Genomic DNA, 16781 nt, shown 5'->3' on the forward strand with positions numbered 1-16781 from the left:
ACTCGGGGTTGAGGGTCAGCCCGGACGGTCTGACCCTGTGGAACGGGTTTCAAACTCTATCGGCGACAGCATTCCAATACTCGAATGCCGACGTCTCCGATTATACCATGATTCTATCCATCGAAACATCGCGTTGGCAAGCTCGTCCCGGGTGAACCATACCTGCGAATCGAGCAGCTCGAGTTGCATTCTCTCCCAGAAGGACTCCATCATCGCATTGTCGTAGCAGTCGCCCACACTGCCCATCGACGGCACCAGCCCGGCATCATAGACTTTCTGACTGAATGCCCACGATGTGAATTGCGACCCGTGATCGGAATGCATGATCGTGTTATTGTCGACGTCCATCGGGTTGCGCCGCAGCACCGCCATCCCGAGCGCGTCGACCACGAGCTCCTTCCGCATGTTGTCGTCGATGGACCAGCCCAGGACCCGGCGGGACCAGGCGTCCATGACCGCGGCGCAGTACACCTTGCCCTCCACCGTCGGGTGCTCGGTGATGTCGGTCAGCCACAACCGGTTCGGACCGTCCACCGTGAACCGGCGGTTGACGAGGTCCTTGGCGGGGATGGCGTGCGGGTCCCGGATCGTGGTCCACGACCGACGCCGCCGGTACAGGCCCTGGATGCCGGCCTGGCGCATCAGCCGGGCGACCCGCTTCTGGTTCACCTGCAGGTCGTGCCCCAAGACCAGCTCGGCGTGCACCCGCGGCGCCCCGTACGTCTTCATGTCCTCATCGGCATGGATCTCCTCGATCAGCTTCAACAGCAGCGTGTTCTCCTGTTCCCGTGCCGATGCAGGCCGGCCGCGCCAGTCGTAGTATCCCGACCGCGACACATTCAGCACCCGGCAAGCCACCGCGACATCAATCCCGTCATCGGCCATTTCATGGACCAGCCCGTACACTATTTTGGGAGAACATTCTCCTGGGCAAAATAGGCGGCCGCCCTTTTCAAGATCTCGACTTCCATCTCCAGGCGCCGTTTATCCCGGCGCAGCTCGACCAGCTCCTTCTTCTCCCGACTGGTCAACGCCGTCTCGCTACCACCGGCAGCGTCGGTCTCGGACTGCTCCATCCAGCGACGCAGACACGATTCGGAAATTCCCAGATCTTTCGCCAACTCAGCAACTGGCTTGGACCGCTCACGAGCAAGCTCGACCGCACGACGGCGGAACTCAGGCGGGTGAGGAGCAGGCACAACGACATCCTCCCTGGTGACCAGTGGCCACCTCAGGTCAGGTGTCCGTCAAACGGGGGGAAGTCCAGATCAAGACGCGGGGTGCTGACCTCGCCCAGCCGCAGCGCCCCCACCCCAGGGTCGACCACCCTCTTGATCACGTGCCGGTACTCATCCAGCGTCGACGGGGACCGAGTCCCACGCTCCACCTGAGCCTCGAACATGACCAGCCACTCCGCCGCAGCCTCCGAAAACGTCGACCGCACCGTAAACTGATCATCGCCGTCACGGTCCAGAGCATCCGTCGCCGCCTGGAGCACCAGACGAGACGCCTCGGCCTTCGACCGCCCAGCCCGCTTCACCCTGCGCATCCGACCCGAGAAGTCCCGGTAGCGGATGTAGGCCACATACCTGCTGCCCTCACGAACGACAGACACCTGGCCACACTCACCTAGGCCCAGAACCCTCACGACCACACCTCAGTCGACAACGACGCCACCCACTCGCGCACGTCCTGCGGCCGATAGCGCAGCCTCGCCCCGACACGGCGGCACGGAGGACCACCGACACCGGCACTGCGCCACCCGTACAACGTCGCCACCGACACGCCCAGGTACTCACTCACCTCCTGCACCGTCCACAGACGATCAGAAATCTCCGACACCCCACGCACTTTCGTCATGATCAACCACCTTCCCTGCCTGATTGGGTTCTCGGCCTCCCCGACTTCGGATGATCTGGTCTCCGGACCAGTCGTCAAGGGCCCTACGGGTCCTCTGGACTCGCTCCGCTCACCCTTGACAACCGGACCTCCGACCACGTGCGGCTAGTCATCGGGGAGGCCGAGCTGCGGGCTACCAGCGCACGTCATTTCAAGCCCCGTCAGTCATCCCGAGCCCGAGCAGCAGACGCCGCCGCCAACGCGGCATCGCCGCCGGTCAACCATCCGATGCCGGCGAACCTCCACGACCCGACCACGAGCGTGGTGTGCTCGAGCTCGGCCAGGTCTCCGTCGTCACCCACCCGCACCGCCTCACCAATTTGGGCAGCGTTGAGCCGCGACCGGACATGGTCACGTCGGGCCTGCCGGAGTCGGCCGAGAGTGGTGGAGTACCGCCGGGACTTCGACGCGAAATGGCCGCGGAAGCCGAGCATGTCGGCCCACCGACCCAACCCCCGGTAGGGGTTGTCTTCGGCCATCAGGCCCCCGGCGAGCGCCCGCACCGCCACCTTTCTAACCAGTTTCTTCACCCGGAGCAGGTGCGTGTTGCCGGACTGCTCGCCAACCAGATCGGCGGCGGCTTTGGTGGCGTACTTCGCCACGTAGGCGGCGACCGTCTCGGGGTGCAACTCGGCGCCGGCGGTGTTCTCCCGGTCTGCCTGTCCGTGCACGGCCCGCACGTCGACCTGTGCGCCGAAGCGCAGGCTGCGGACCACATCCGCGCCATCGATGGCAGGTGCGTCGTATCTAACCTGTGCAGCTGCTTGGTGGATGAGCCGGGCCAGGGTGTCGGGGTCGACAGCCACGGCCGGCGGTGGGAACGGGTCGCCAGCGACGGGTCGCCCGTCGAGTCGGATCAGGGCGTGGAAGTGGATCAGGCCACGTCGTTGGAATTCGGCGACCTTCGCGAACTGGACCCGGACCAGCTGCTTGCACGCGGTCTCCGACAGCCCGACATGCCGGGCCAGCATGCGCCGCAGAGTGATGGTGAAGCGGCGCCACAGTTCCGGCGCCCACCACTGCCACACCAGATGCCCGAGATAGTCGTAGCAGTCCGCGCACAACGGCTGCCCGACCACCGGGGCGTCGTGGTCGTGGACGCTCATGCACCACAACGGCCGGCCATGCGCACACAGCTGACGGCCCGTGCCAGACCGGGGGCGGCACCGCCGGGAGCCGGGCCGGCCCGGCTTCTTCGACGCGTGCACCGGGCCGAACGACGGAGCCGTCATTGTCGCGAACACCAACGGGTGAGTGACGATCTCGGCCGGCACGTCTTTCATGCCGCCACCGGCGCCGGCCATGATCAGGTGAAACACATCGCCCTGGTATTGGTGCGAACAGGACTCACACACCTTGCGTCGCCGGTTGCCGCAGCGGGTGTAGGCGAGGCCGTCCGGCTCCGATGAAGTGGTGAAGCTGCGCAGGACTTCTCCCGTGACCGCGTCGATCGTGTCCGAGAAGCCGACCAGGCGGATCGGGCGGGCGCAGGCACCGACCTGCTGCACCTGCGCCAGCCACCGCCCCAGATCCGGCGACGCCAACCGAGAGGTGACCTCCGCCCGCAACCCGACCGGCAGTTCCGCAGTGGCGAGCATCAGCGGCCCGTGCCGGGCTGCTGGGCGGCGATCCAGGGTTCGACGCCGACCGCGACCCGTTCCAGCTCGGCGAAGTACTCAATCCGCGCAGCCCGCTCGGTGCCGGCAGCCCACTCCTCGGCCGTATCGAGCCAAACGGCGGCAGCCAGACACAACTCCCAATGCCGACAGGCGCGTTCCTCCGGGCCGACGCAGCCGCAGCCGGCGGCCAGGGCCAGCAGGTCGGTGCCGTCGTCGTCGGTGGCCTGCCACACCGGCGGCAGCGTGGTGTGCATGGCTTGCAGGACCAACGCCCGGTAGGCCAGCCGCCGGTACTCCGCCACCGCCACGGCAAGGCTGACCGGCTCCAACCGCGACGACCGTGACGGCGTCAGCTGCTCAGTCATCGTCGCCACCGCCAGGCGGGGTGCGGGGCGCGCGGGGCTTCCGGGGGGCCCGTGCTCGGGGCGCCGGCGGTTCCTGGTCGTCGGCCTGGGGGATGACGACCGGGATCTGCCGGGGTGCGGGGAACCGGGCTGCGGTGGTGCGGATCATGTCGTCGGTGACGTGACCGACCCGGAACCGGGTCACCCGGTGCTGCTCATCGATGGCGTAGCCGATGCCGGCGGTGGAGTACGGGATCTTGTGACACGCGACCCCGGCCGCTATCGCCCCGTCGCCGAAGATCATGGCGACTTCGTCCCGGTCGTTCAGCCGGAGCCCGGTGAACTCGTGGAACAGGTGCCGTTGCGGCACGGTGTCCTTCCGCGGGTCCTGCACATACGCATGAACGAGGAAGCCGGGGGCGCGACCCAAGGTGAGCAGGGACCGCAACGCCGCATCGGCGCGTTTCATCAGCTTCGTGTCCGTGGCGTAGGAGGTCAGCTGCGCCAGCTCATCGATGACCGTGATCGACAGCGGCTCGGCCACGGTCGGCTCGTGGGTGCGGACAATGCCGGCGATCTTCGCCGCGCGGGCTTTGCAGGCGCGGACCTCGTCTTCCAAGATCACCACTGCTTCCTCCAAGTCGGAGGTGTAGCGGGTGTACATCGGTCGGGCCATGGCCTGTTCCATGCCGCCTTTGAGGTCGATGCCGTTCATCCGCACCAGGCCGGCTTTGACCGCCGGCCCTAGGGCGAAGGCGGTGGCGTGCATGATGCCGGCCTTGCCGGACCCGGACGCACCACCGGTCAGCCTGGACCGCCGGATCGCCACCCCAAACGGCTGCCCGTCTTCGGTGACCCCGAGTTCGACCCATTCGAACTGTGCCGGCGCATCCAGGTCCGGGATCGAGGCGTAGAAAACCGGCGCGAGCGGGTCGCCGAACAAGAACCGGACAGTGCAGCCGGTCTGGGCATCGTTCGGGACGATCCGGACCTGCCGGGACCCGACAGCTACCCGCAGCCGATCCGACACGACGACCACATCGTCAACGGTCTGGCCGAGCATCAACCGCGGCACGGTGACCAGCACATCCGGGTCCTCCCAGCGAATCTGCCGCAACTCCGGCACCGTCAACTGCGCGGCGCCAGTCACATCAGGCACGCGGCGGGACAGTCCACACGCCTCCATCAGCTGCGGCCACGTCCGCCGGACACGGCGACGGATCCGACGCCGCCACGCCGGGTGCTTCCACCGCCGTTCCCACGACGCCGGCCACCATCGGGCATACAAGCCAGGCAGCACAACGAGAACCAGGAGGACGGCGAGGAGCCAGGTCACGTCCGCCCAGACCGCGAACCCCAGACCTGTCAACCATGTCATTGCCCGTCGAGGCGCGGTCCGGAGCAGCCGCCACCCACCAGCCAGCCACCACCGCACCTCAGCCGACACCACCCGCAGGCCCCGACCGAGACGACGCAGACCGTGCCCGACCTGCGGGAGTACCGCAACACCGCTGCTCATGCGGCACCGTCCAACACCGGCAAACGATCCAGCAGAGGGAACAGGCCCGGTTCAGCCTGATCGTCGTGCACCAGCTGCACCCTCAGGCAGCCGGCAGCGTGAGCCAGAGCGGCGAACACCGGACCGATCCAGGCCGGCGGCACTCCGGCCAACGTGGTGCCGATCTCGACCAACGCACCGTCGACCGTCAACGCCGACGCCACCAGCAGCACCGGACGCACGCGGGCCGGGAAGCACTCGACAGCCTCAGCCAGAGCAGCGCCGTCCAACGACCACACCCCGGGGCGAGGGCACGGCACCAGCCACGGCGAGCCCCACCAGACGGCGGCGTTCAAGCAGCCCGGCACGTCGGCCGCGACCAGGGCCAGGAGCTCGACCGCCGCCTCATCCGCTGCATAGCCGGCCGCCCAGATCCGCAGCCCCGCCAGCAGCGCGGACGGATCCGTATCCGGTGGGTCGAAGGTCCTCATGCCGCTCGTCCGTCCCCGGCCTTCTGCGGACGACCCTGCGCAGCGATCCAGTCCTGCCACAGACCAATCGGCGTCACCCGCTCACCCGTCACCGTCGTCCGGATCGACGCATAGTCCCCGCCGGCCAACTTCGCCGTCGTGGTGCCCTCGACCCGGATCACCGACCCCGGCACCAAACCAGCCGCCTGCACATCCGGCAACAGCACCGTCGCCTCACCCAACATGCCCAACGGATCCGCCATCACCACCGCCGCCACCCCCGACAACGGCCGCCCCTCCGCATCCGTCAGCCGGCCCGACGCCTCCCGCTTGTCACCCTTGCCCCGGTACACCTGCCGCTCCTTCGGCCCATCGATCACCAACGCCGTCACCGACGACACCTGCAGTTCGATCGCCATCCCTGGCTCCTTTCGCTTTCGCCCACGGAGTGTGGACAGAACTAGGCTAGCTATGTATAGCTAAGTATGCAACGGGTGGTCCTCACCGTCGCCGTTTAGGCTGTGCAACATGGATGACGGTCGGCCGCTGGCCCGGTTCCAGCTGGTCGCGAAAGTGATCCGAACCCGCATAAGCGACGGGACCTATCCCGTTGGCTCGCGACTGCCATCTATCTCCGGCCTTGGAGCGGAGTTCGACGTGTCGCATATGACCGTCAAACAGGCACTCAACACGTTGGCTGACGAAGGCGTCATCGCGTCGCGGCGAGGTGTTCCGGCGGAAGTCCTGGCAGCACCAGCCACAGAGGAGCCGTTGTCGCTGGCAGCCAGGCTTGCTCGCGTAGAGAGCGCCCTCGGTGCACTGGAGAAGCGAGTCACGGCTGTCGAAATCCATGGCTCAAACTTGACCCAGAGTGAGCCCCCTCACCATGAACGTTGAGAGCACTTGCGCTGCATCTACGCTGCACGTAGTAAGTAGACGGTTGGTGTAAACGAGGTGCAATGACAGGCGTGACCTACCCTCCCGAGTCATGGACCGGGGCCGATGCAGCGCGGCTACAAAGTGCCCTTCGGTTCTCAAACGAGGACTTTGCGCACGCACTGGGCATCAATGCCCGCACCATCGCCACATGGCACGCGCAGCCCAATCGGCGACCTCGCCCCGAGATGCAACGCGCGCTAGACACCGCACTCGGGCTGGCATCGGCCGAGGTTCAGGCTCGATTCGGAGCCTCTGCACCTAGCGAGGTGCCGGCACCGGTAGGCCTCCATGTCGCCATAGCCATCGTCGTTCGGGAGCGTCACGTGTTGCTCGTCCAACGTCGCGACGGTGACCTACTCAGTTGGCAGTTCCCTGCGGGCGTCGTGAAGCCTGAGAAGTCGGCCGCTCGGGTAGCGATCCAAGAGACCAAGATCGAGACCGCCGTCGATGCCGGAGCGCCGCAAGAGATCGGTGCACGCGTGCACCCGGTGACGAACGTGTACTGCAGGTACTTCCTATGCGAGTACCTCGCAGGTGAAGCCACCAACCTGGACATCGTGGAGAATGCCAGCGTCCTCTGGGCGCCTATCGAGGCGCTCGCACGGTTCATCCCGCTCGCCAACATCTTTCCGCCCGTACTCGACGCACTAGGAGCACGCACATGAGCACCACACTGAGCGACGACCGTCCCGCAATCTCCGCCGGCATCATCACGAGAAACGGAGCCGTGCTCCTGGTGCAGCGCAGGGTGAAGGAGGGCTCACTGTCGTGGCAATTCCCCGCTGGCGAGGTTGAATCAGGTGAAACCCTCCAAGAGGCTGCTGCCCGGGAGACTGTTGAGGAAACTGGGCTGACCGTGACCCCAAAGCAGCTTCTGGGCGAGCGCATCCACCCCAAGACTGGCCGCCGCATGGCATACGTCGCTTGCGAGATTGTCAGTGGCACCGCTCACGTCGCCGACGAAGATGAGCTAGCCGACCTGGCATGGGTCAAGCCCGCGGACTTCTCCACCTTCGTCCCCTACGGCTTTGCACCAGTGGTCCAGGACTACCTCGACAGCACCTTGACAGCCGACGCCAGCTGACCGAGCCGGCGACACACTCGCTGCCAAGCACCGACAGCATCGGGCACATGGCCGTCCCTCTGCCCCGTGCCGTGAGTAGTTTCTGTACTCCTTCAAGCGCGGCCTGCGGCCGCGGGGTGGGGTTTGGTGTGGCCTTGCGTGTCCTCGCTTCGCTGCGGGCCGCGGCCACACCAAACCCCGCCCATGCAGTGGCCCGTCCCGCCGAGTGGGCGTCAGCACTTCGAACCGGAGGTTCAGGAGACCTTCGCAACCCACCTTCTCTATCCTGAGGCTGAACTGCTAACGCAGCGACCTGCCGGGCTGCACTTTCACAGCCAAAATGCAGCTGCAAGATCGGAGGGCAAAGCATGAACTTTGAGGTCACTGGCACGTGGACACTGTCGGGTGGTGGACCGGAGTGTCACGGCCACCTCGAAAAGTCTGCCGAGCGCGATGCCAAGCTGTCGATCTATGGAAAGTTCGGAGACTTGCCCGAGCCTGGCTTCGGAAACTCTCAAACGATCTGGGGCACAACGCCGAAGGGTCCAATCTCGCTACTCAACGCCTTGCCAACCTCTTGGACTGACCCGCCAATCGAGACGCAGACTTGGACCGTCCAGCGAGTGATTCGGGGAGGTCACATCGATCGGACCAGTGCGTTTCGCCACTTCACCTTTAAGCTACCCGGGCTCTTGTATTGGTTCGGTCCATCGCCGCTGAACTACGCGTCACAGCGCGGTGCATCCAACAGCCCTGTGGCCGATTACAATTCCGAACTTACGGCAGAACTCCACAATGGCGCTACGATACGGCTTCTAGGTACATCATCTCGTTCCAGAACCTTAGTTAATGAGAGCACCGAGAAGTTCGCCATTTACGTCGTCTCAAAGAAAACGGGGATGTCGCTCGACGAAATAGACTTCATTTGTTTGAGCTTTCAACGCCTTCATTCTCTAATCACTAATGAGCCGATGTCCGCGTTTGATGTGACGATGTACTCGGAGACGCTGGGAGACGGTGGGTTCTGGTTCGAAGAACAAGACAAGATCGAGGGGGCGCGGTGGGCATCTACTGGTTTACACGACCCCTTCTTTGATACCTCCGAGATTGGTTTTGCCTCCTTTGTCAATAAATGGCACAACCTGCACCAAACAGCGCTTGTGGCTTGCAGTGCTGCGGCTCCCCGAGAAGATGCGATGTACCTGTCGAGCCGCCTCATCCAGGGCGCGAACGGCGTTGAGGCACTTGCAGCCACTCGTGTTGTGCCCATCTCGCAAGAGCATCACCTGCTGGTTGCAGAAGTCGAGAAAGCTCTCGAAGTAGGCGAGATTGCAAGAGACACGAGAAAGTACCTCATCAAGCAGTTGGAGTACCAGAGGCAGGGTACTTTGTCTACTAAATTAGTAGGTCTCGCTCGATCACTTGGTCAAGAATCGGCCGCCTGGCTGCTAGGTCCGAAGCTCGGGGTGTGGGCAGATGTGGTTGCGAAAGTTCGAAACTCGCTAACCCATGGTTCCCAGTTGAGCGACGGCCTTAGTGCCGATACTGAACTGCTATGGGCTTGTGATCTATCAGTCACCGTCGTTCTCCGCCTGGCACTGCTGGTGGAATGCGGATTTACCAACAGGCAAGGTCCTCCTGGAGCAAATGGTGAGATCTTCATCTTTCGCGACGAGAAAATCGCCTCACATCCCAACTCTAATCTATACGAGTTGGCGGCTAGGCTGGCTGAGTACTCCCCGTACTGGAAACAATGGAACCAGAGATTGCACGGACACAGCCAGATCAAGTGACTCTCTCGACATGGGTGACTCGCAAAAGTTGGCAAGGTCTGAAACCAACTTATTCCGAGATCATAGGATCCAAGCTGGCGTTCGCAGGAGGACGGGCCTTGGGTCACAGCTCCTGAATCGCACCGGCCGGCCGTCCGTCGAACGGCCATGTGTCGGTTCAATCGGTCTCGGTCCTATCGTGATACCGATGCATGTTTGCACGCAGTGAGTGAGTTGAGGGGGGCAGGTGAACTGGAACGCAGCTGAGGCCGTCGGTACGCTTCTGACGGCACTGGTGGCTCTATATCTCCTCTGGCAGGGCCAAAGGGATCGTCGCAAGGAACGCGATGACAGCCGATCTGCCCAGGCTCGTGACGTGGTCGTACGAGTTGAAGAAAGTTGGACGCTCGTAAATGGCAACCCTAACAACAAGGGGTTCGAAAGAGCTGAGGTCCAGATACTCAATGAGAGTGACAGACCGATCGCAGTCGTGTCTGTTGACTACGTGCAACACCGGTTCGAGGAGGAAGATCGGTGGACAGTTAACCTGTCACACCTCGTGGTGACTGAAGACCGCCTCGTCATGGGTCGGTCAACCATGTCATTGGATCCTGCTGAAGCTGGTGGATTTGCTATCGCTGAGTTTCGAGACCACAGGGGGCAGCACTGGAAGCGCCGAAGCAACGACCAAGAACTACGTCGATGGCCCCCTACTTTGCGCTGGTGGCAACGCGCCGTCAATTTTGTATGCCGGGCTAGCGATCCTTGGTCGCTAAGTGTTTGAGTCTTGAGCCGACTTTTCAGGTCGCGATTCTGGCGTCGTTGATGTAGTCGGTGATGGCGTTGTCGAGGACGCGGAGGGCTTGTCGGACTTCGAGTGGGGCGGGTGGCTGGTTAGCGGCCAGCAATGGTCGTAGTAGCCGGTTGTGGACTTTGCTGTAGAAGATCGCGAAGCGTTGTCCGTCGTCGGTCAGGGTGTAGGTGTTGGAGTGCGGCAGCCGCTCGATCAGCCCTTTCAGCCGGAGTCGGCGCAGGTCGTAGCAGCATTGGGCGCGGCTGTAGGGCTGGCCGTAGAGTTGTTCGACCAGGGGTCGCAGGGTTTTGTTCGACAGGCCGCCGATCAGGTGGGCGGTGACGGCGAGGGCGCCGGCCAGGGCTTGGACCCGAGGGTCGCCGAACCTCAAGGCTGGGGCCCTCCGACCGTCGGTGACCGACGGTTGCGCGATCCGCTCAAAGGCTGGACTCGCGAGGACGCAGCCCCGACCGACATGTTCATGATCCAACAGTCGGCGGTTCACGTCACGGGCTTTGGCCTGCAATTCGGGCAGGTGGACCAGGCGCCGTTTCACGCCGAGATCGGTCGAGTCGTTGACCACGGTCTCGATCCGCAAAGCGCGGCCTTCTTTGAAGTACTCCTTGACCCGGGAGTGCTTGTAACCGGCGTTGATGGTCACATCAACACCGCGGGTGACGACCCGGGTAGCGAAGACGCCGGTCGTCGAGGGCAGGATCTTCCTGCCGAAGATCAGCTCGAGACGCTCGGGCCGGCCCAGATCCAAATTGTCGGCCGCGAGCGCTTCGAAGAACGCACGGCCGTTACGGGGCTGGTCGAACACGATCGTGCGGGAGACCTCGATCTGCCGCATCGACAACTCCCACCAATACCCGTGGGCCCGGTCCTGGTCGGTCAGCGGCACTGGGAGCCGGTCCAGCCAACGATCGAAAAATGCCTGGATCTGCACCGGACCGAGGTGGTCGCAGATCGTCTGCAACCCGATTGGATCGGTGCAGGTGGCGAATCCGTTCGCCAAGGCGGTCCAGCCGATCCCCGCCTTGTCGGCTTGTCGCTTCGCCCATTCGTGGCCGTTCAACCACACCTTGATCGGGTACGGGAAGTAGGAGCCGATCTTGACAAACGCCGGTCCGAACTCGTCGTCCCAGACATAGAAGTAGTAGCAGGTCACCCGGCGTTCGGCCCGGCCCCAGCCGAAGTGCGGGGCGCCGCCACCGTGGGCCGGGGTCGTGGTGCACGAGGCCACCCATTGGAACTCCTGCGCCCAGCCGATCGCGGCTACCCCCGGCCGGCCTGTCTTGGCCTGCCGGGCCAGATACGGGGCCATCTTCTCGATCTTGCGGTCACCTTTACGAAACGTGACCATCGCGATCTTGTTGTTGTCGGCGAACGAGCGCACCGAGGCCCGGAACTGGTCACCGATCCGACCCACCACCGCCGGTGAGGGGATCGGGAACCCCCGCGACGCGAGGAACGACACCACCTGCCCGCCGACCTGTAAATTCGGCACGTACCCGTTGAGATAGATCCGGTCCAGACACGACACATCAAGATCGACATGCCCGGCCAAGAGATCTGAGGTCCTCACCGCACGACTGGTCATCACGCACCCCCTGCGACCAGGCTGGACCCACCAACCCCGACACCGCTACCGCCCAGACCAGATCAACCCGCCGACCCGACCACCAACCTCGACGGTCCGAGGCGGAGCCTCGTTAGGTTGCTTCGGTGGCTACTCATCAGACCCTGGGAAAAGTCAGCCTATCGCAGTGCCAGGAGGCAAGGACCGAACCATAAGCCAGCAGGAGTCAAGGTCGTTGAGTTTCTCTTGGGCGAATGGCCCAATGTGGTTGATACCTGGCACGAACCAAAAGCCAGGCCAGCACTCTACGGCTATGAAGGTCTCTATGAGGTATCGACAGGTGAGGCCCCCTTGAGACCTTTCACAGGGCTGACCGCCACCCGAAGAAGGAAGCACCTTCGAAAGGAGCTGAATTCTTGACGCCCGCTCTATGAGGCCATCCGCTGTCGCGGGCCGCCGCACCTGTTCTTGCGCCCACGCTACGCGGAGGGCATCTGAGTGAAAGTTGGCGGGCCAAGGTCCGCTTCGCGATGAGTCCAAATATGGTTGAGAGTCTGATCGATAGTTGCGGTGTCGAGCATGAGGCCCATCGAGTCAAACACTTCGCCCAGTGTTGATGCCAGGTTCTCTGACAGCCCGGCGATCCAGGAGTGAGACTCCATTGCCAACAGCGCCAAAACGAGTTCAAGGGCGCCGCCGCGTGCCGTGTACGGTGCTCGGTCTGGATCTGCATCCACTTGTAGGTCAGCCAGCAAGAGGCGAGCTCCACCCCACCGTGAATCTCGCAGCGTATGTGCGAACTCGCCCAGCGCCTTATTCAACGGTGTCAGGCGGCGCCATCCCGCAAGCTCAAGCCAATCTCGTGGACGAGTCTGAGGGCGATCCTCGAGGCGCCTCGCCTTCTCGGGCTTCAGGCGCCATGCACGTGCGCGAGCGACCTGCTCCAAGACGCACCGCAAAACGGCCATGGCTCGGTCATCATCTTCGAGCCATAGCCAATACGCCGACCTTGTACCAGTGCCGCAAAGGGCCAGCGCCGAAGATGCCTCACTTGTTTCAATCCACATTGATGCCAACGATGCAATTTCGGTGACGACGACCCATTTCGTCGCCCTCCCGCTCAGGGAATCTAGATTGAACTCGTCACCTAGCAGCGCGCGTTCGTCATCCAACGCACTAATCGCCCACCTGGCGCTTCGCAGCCGCTTCCAGCAGAAATATATCGAAGTGAATTCGTCGTCTCTGTATAGCCTCCCGGCTGGTCGGAATCCCTTGAGTAGTTGCTCATACTTGAATGCCTCGTTTTGGAGTGCTCGGAGTGCACCCTGCGAAAGCCCTTCCTCGGGCAAGAGAGGAATTAGCGCTGCTAAGGGCGGTGTAGCTAGTTCGTACTTGTTGCTGCCGACAAATGCTTTGTCGATCGGATCTCGCTCTTTGTCCGCACGGACTTCGGCCTCGCTGGGTTCGCTATAGGTATCCTTCAGCGCGCCTAGAGCGGACTTTGTCGATTGATCGCGGCGCTCCTGGGCGAGCGTCATGGTGGCAAGCCTAATCTGGCGCATGCAGAGAGCTAGACCGTCACCTATAAGGCTCGCGCATGCGAACGCTTGCGGAGGGAAGCTGGACGGAGTCTCTAGTAACGGTCCAGCGTCCCAAGCAATTGCATCTGTAAACTCCCGTGCGTGAAGAACTTCGCTCAAATATGAATAGACTACTGCCGGGCAGATTTCACGTCCATCGCTGAGTTCAACGTGCAGATGGTCTGGGGAGGGTTCTTCATGGTCGGTGGTGATGACCTCGTTATCGCCCGGAAGACCTTCATCAATCGAATAGCCAACTGGTGGCGCGATCATGGGACCCAGCTGCTGCGGTGTGCTCCAAACACGTGCAAAATAGTCAAGCTGTGCCTCACCCGGGTCCTTCACAATCTTCCAATTGTAGGCACGGTGAAGAGTCCACCGCTCCAGTAGGTGCCGAGTTACCGCGGCCGCACCGACAACCTGGCCCACCAGCATCAACCGAACCGCGGACACGATGCTAGACGTAGCCCAGGCGTAATGGTCGGCCGCTTCACCGGAGTAATCGTTAGGATGCTTTTTCGGATTGGCTCCCATCCGAGACAAGGCCGTGTCCACCATTGAGAGCGGAACTGTGATCGTCATAACCTCCGATCGATACGACGCGGGCAATGAAGATACGCGACTCATTCGCAGGTTGTGGCGGGATATGAGAGCTTCGACAACTCGATCCTGGCCAATCTTCGCGACGCGTTCGTAATCTTTCAAAGTGGGCTTAACTCGTCGACCACGGACATCTGCGGCTAACGCCTTAGCCGCCGCTCGCTCGTCAGGTGTGAGCCGTGGCTTGCCCGCCTTCTTCTTTCGCCTGGTGGCCATTCAAACAGTCTTGCAGACCCGATGGACGAGCTTGGCAGGAGTGCTTGATGCCCGCCGGTTGCCAGGGAGCCAACTCAGCGGCGTTGATGTGGTCACTGCGGGTCAAGCGTCTTCCTGCGATGGGTCCGCCGGTTCAAGGCTGGGAAGGGCAACCATGCCGGAATTCATTCGAGCTCGTTACTGGGTCTTGACTGTCTCTTGATCGACCACTCACGCTCAGCGGCACCCGCAAGGACAACTCCCGAGCGACTCGTAGTGTGCAGCTCGCCGGGGACAAGTCGGGGGACGAATGTTTGCGATTCGGACCTGTAACCAGCGCGCTGCCGCCAACGATTCGACGCTCAGGAACCGGTTTCAGCAAGACCCCCCGTGGCGTCCGAGACGTTTCCGCGGGGTTGTGGGTTCGAGTCCCACGGGGCCTACCGAGTGAGAGCAGGCATTCCACCTAGTCAACGCGGAGTGTCTTCCTGCAGACTGCAGCCATCCGGACAGGGTCATGCGTCCCGATCAGCGGGAGGCCGGCGGCCTCGCAGGCGGGGTGTAGGTGCTTCCGGAGACAGTAGCCGACACTCCGACGGCCGGCCGGGCCTGTGGCCGACGGCGGGCAGCAGATGCGAGTCGGGACAATCTGGAACTACGTAAATAGTTACGTATAATGGCTGGCGTGGCCAAGACCCTGCCCATGAGCCGGTTCATCCAGAACTACAACCAGCACCTGACCGAGGCTGAGCGCACCGATGACGTGCTTGTCCTCGAGCAGCGTGCCGGTCGGCCTGCATGGGTGCTGGAGACCGAGCGCCGAGCCCGAGCGACCGCAGAGGCCACCGACTTCCTCACCGCCGCGCTGGTGGCGCTCGTTCACGACGAGGCGCTCGTGGACCGATTCGCCGCAGCATTGGCGACAACGCTGCCGTGGGTGACGTTCCTGCCCGACCCAGATCGGGAGGCATTCGCCACCGAGGCCGCCGACACGCTCCGCGCGTGCGCATCCATCGGCAGGTTCGCGGCATTCGCTGACCTGATCGACGACTGGCGCAACACCGCCGAGATCTGGTCCGACCCCAGCCTCGCGGCATCCCTCGGTGCCGAGGTGTCCACGCCACTGGACCAGCCGACCCGGAATGGGCCATCGAGTGACGACACATCGAGCAACTCCGTGAGTGGCTTTGGTCAGGGAGCTAAGTCGACCGCCCGGAGCTTGCCAGTGCGACTCACGACGTAGATGAACGGCCCTGGCTGATCCGCCAGCCTGTCGATCTCACGCCACCGTGTCATGAGGACTTCGAGCTGAGCCCACGTGTTCGTCGCGTCGATGCTTGCGAGGTTGACCATCTTGGCGCCGTTGTCTCTTACGGCGTTGATCTCGGCTCGGTTGCCCTGAATCGCCTTGTCTCGAGTGATGATGAGCCAACCTTGCGCCGCCACGGCTGGGATCCATACGGGGTCTCTGGTGGCGGGGGTAGTGATGATGCATGCCGGTCGAAGCCGCTTCTTGATCTGCCCGCCCGGATCGCCGGGGTAGGTGCAGTCAGCTCGCTCCCGGCTGACGAGCTTGGCCAGGCCGAGCACATCCGCGTCGAAGTAGAAGCGGGGCGTGACAGCCTTGAGTTGCGTCACGCTGCGCTGTTAGCCAGCTCGTACGAGAGCGCCCACCGCACCTGGGCGAGGCTGAGGCCGAAAGTCTCAGCCAGATCCTTCTCGTCCTCGCCGGACTCTGACTGCTCGAACAGGATGGCTGTGCTGATACCGCCGACGGAAGGCGATCCGAAGCGTATGTCAGGATCGATGGTGACCGGCGAGTCGCTTCGATCGTCGGGGCGCCACCGCTGGGCGATGTCGTCTGCCCAAGTCACCCGATCATAGAAGGCCTGGGCAGCCGGCAGGAGCATGTACTGCCCACTCACCGGGGCGACGAGAGCGAAGTCGGCGCCAAGACGCGCCTCATCTTGAGCTTCGACGACAAGCTTGCGCTCAGCGACCCACGGACGCTGGTCGGCGAGGGGGTAGGGCACGCCGAGTCTGTCCCTCAGCCGCTCGATGAAGTTGCGCAGTTCCAGCATCGGGACCTGAAGATCTTGCCGGTACTGCCGAAGCAGACCCGCCTCGATGAACTCGGCCCACGTCACTCGGTTCGAGCCGGTGGCCTCTGCCCGGATGACGGGCTTGTACGTCTTGTTGCGCCGAGTGCCGCCTTCTAGCCAGTAGTGCAGCGTCGAGGGGGCAAGACGGAGCAGCCGAGCTGCCTGGTGCTCGGTATACATCTCGCGTTCTAGGACGGTCGGGGCTGCCACGCTCCCTAGTCTGGCATCAGCTGTGGACAGTTCTAGTTATCAGTCGTAGCGGTTAGTCGGCCTTCTACCGCCTCGAGTGCGCCACAGGAGCCTCGGCCGGTGCTCAAGCCGGACC

Annotated in this window: 18 protein-coding genes; 5 read left to right on the plus strand and 13 right to left on the minus strand. The window is 63.3% G+C overall.

Annotated elements, in window-relative coordinates; all coding sequences use genetic code 11:
* Positions 1–15 precede the first annotated feature (15 nt).
* The 9 genes from MLP_RS03545 to MLP_RS03585 form a co-directional block, all read right to left on the minus strand.
* On the minus strand, positions 16–885 hold the full coding sequence (locus tag MLP_RS03545) for an IS3 family transposase (RefSeq protein ID WP_041790759.1): 870 nt from the start codon (positions 883–885) through the stop codon (positions 16–18).
* 20 nt (positions 886–905) lie between these two features.
* The gene (locus tag MLP_RS03550) at positions 906–1199 is read right to left on the minus strand and encodes a transposase (RefSeq protein WP_013861031.1); all 294 of its coding nucleotides are present in this window, start codon (positions 1197–1199) and stop codon (positions 906–908) included.
* 32 nt (positions 1200–1231) lie between these two features.
* Positions 1232–1615 (minus strand): hypothetical protein, encoded by a 384-nt coding sequence (locus MLP_RS03555; RefSeq protein ID WP_156821012.1) that lies wholly within the window; start codon positions 1613–1615, stop codon positions 1232–1234.
* Between the two features lie 29 nt (positions 1616–1644).
* Positions 1645–1860 carry a helix-turn-helix transcriptional regulator gene (locus tag MLP_RS03560; protein WP_041789684.1) on the minus strand — a complete coding sequence of 72 codons (216 nt, stop codon included), beginning with the start codon at positions 1858–1860 and terminating at the stop codon, positions 1645–1647.
* A 200-nt stretch (positions 1861–2060) separates the two neighbouring features.
* A complete protein-coding gene (locus MLP_RS03565; protein WP_013861638.1) occupies positions 2061–3497 on the minus strand; it encodes a replication initiator in 1437 nt (478 codons plus the stop codon).
* Entirely contained in the window at positions 3497–3883 is a 387-nt protein-coding gene (locus MLP_RS03570; RefSeq protein WP_156821013.1) for a hypothetical protein, read from the minus strand. The genes MLP_RS03565 and MLP_RS03570 overlap by 1 nt, the downstream gene beginning before the upstream one ends.
* A complete protein-coding gene (locus tag MLP_RS25995) occupies positions 3876–5381 on the minus strand; it encodes a hypothetical protein (RefSeq protein WP_013861640.1) in 1506 nt (501 codons plus the stop codon). Before MLP_RS25995 ends, MLP_RS03570 begins: the two co-directional genes overlap by 8 nt.
* Positions 5378–5851, minus strand: coding sequence for a hypothetical protein (locus MLP_RS03580; protein WP_013861641.1), 474 nt, complete (start codon positions 5849–5851; stop codon positions 5378–5380). Before MLP_RS03580 ends, MLP_RS25995 begins: the two co-directional genes overlap by 4 nt.
* The gene (locus MLP_RS03585) at positions 5848–6249 is read right to left on the minus strand and encodes a hypothetical protein (protein WP_013861642.1); all 402 of its coding nucleotides are present in this window, start codon (positions 6247–6249) and stop codon (positions 5848–5850) included. The genes MLP_RS03580 and MLP_RS03585 overlap by 4 nt, the downstream gene beginning before the upstream one ends.
* 109 nt (positions 6250–6358) lie before the next feature.
* On the opposite strand from MLP_RS03585, the gene MLP_RS27255 reads away from it, so the two are divergent.
* The 4 genes from MLP_RS27255 (at position 6359) to MLP_RS27840 (ending at position 9625) form a co-directional block, all read left to right on the plus strand.
* Positions 6359–6727 (plus strand): GntR family transcriptional regulator, encoded by a 369-nt coding sequence (locus tag MLP_RS27255; protein WP_013861643.1) that lies wholly within the window; start codon positions 6359–6361, stop codon positions 6725–6727.
* A gap of 62 nt (positions 6728–6789) precedes the next feature.
* A complete protein-coding gene (locus tag MLP_RS03590; RefSeq protein ID WP_041789685.1) occupies positions 6790–7434 on the plus strand; it encodes an NUDIX hydrolase in 645 nt (214 codons plus the stop codon).
* Complete coding sequence (locus tag MLP_RS03595; protein WP_013861645.1) at positions 7431–7853, plus strand: NUDIX hydrolase; 423 nt, start codon at positions 7431–7433, stop codon at positions 7851–7853. The genes MLP_RS03590 and MLP_RS03595 overlap by 4 nt, the downstream gene beginning before the upstream one ends.
* A gap of 347 nt (positions 7854–8200) precedes the next feature.
* Positions 8201–9625 (plus strand): ApeA N-terminal domain 1-containing protein, encoded by a 1425-nt coding sequence (locus MLP_RS27840; protein ID WP_013861646.1) that lies wholly within the window; start codon positions 8201–8203, stop codon positions 9623–9625.
* Positions 9626–10404: 779 nt separating this feature from the next.
* Here MLP_RS27840 and MLP_RS03610 read toward each other — a convergent pair.
* Positions 10405–12000 carry a hypothetical protein gene (locus MLP_RS03610; protein WP_041789688.1) on the minus strand — a complete coding sequence of 532 codons (1596 nt, stop codon included), beginning with the start codon at positions 11998–12000 and terminating at the stop codon, positions 10405–10407.
* Positions 12001–12458: 458 nt separating this feature from the next.
* Complete coding sequence (locus MLP_RS27845; protein ID WP_013861648.1) at positions 12459–14375, minus strand: hypothetical protein; 1917 nt, start codon at positions 14373–14375, stop codon at positions 12459–12461.
* A gap of 655 nt (positions 14376–15030) precedes the next feature.
* Here MLP_RS27845 and MLP_RS26000 point away from each other — a divergent pair.
* Positions 15031–15597 (plus strand): hypothetical protein, encoded by a 567-nt coding sequence (locus tag MLP_RS26000; protein ID WP_013861649.1) that lies wholly within the window; start codon positions 15031–15033, stop codon positions 15595–15597.
* Here MLP_RS26000 and MLP_RS03625 read toward each other — a convergent pair.
* Together MLP_RS03625 and MLP_RS03630 are read right to left on the minus strand one after the other, a co-directional pair.
* Positions 15546–15992 carry a PIN-like domain-containing protein gene (locus MLP_RS03625; protein ID WP_041789691.1) on the minus strand — a complete coding sequence of 149 codons (447 nt, stop codon included), beginning with the start codon at positions 15990–15992 and terminating at the stop codon, positions 15546–15548. The two genes, MLP_RS26000 and MLP_RS03625, sit on opposite strands and share 52 nt — an antisense overlap.
* Entirely contained in the window at positions 15989–16666 is a 678-nt protein-coding gene (locus MLP_RS03630; RefSeq protein WP_013861650.1) for a DUF433 domain-containing protein, read from the minus strand. The genes MLP_RS03625 and MLP_RS03630 overlap by 4 nt, the downstream gene beginning before the upstream one ends.
* Between the last annotated feature and the right edge of the window lie 115 nt (positions 16667–16781).

The organism is Microlunatus phosphovorus NM-1 (assembly GCF_000270245.1).
Lineage (GTDB): Bacteria > Actinomycetota > Actinomycetes > Propionibacteriales > Propionibacteriaceae > Microlunatus > Microlunatus phosphovorus.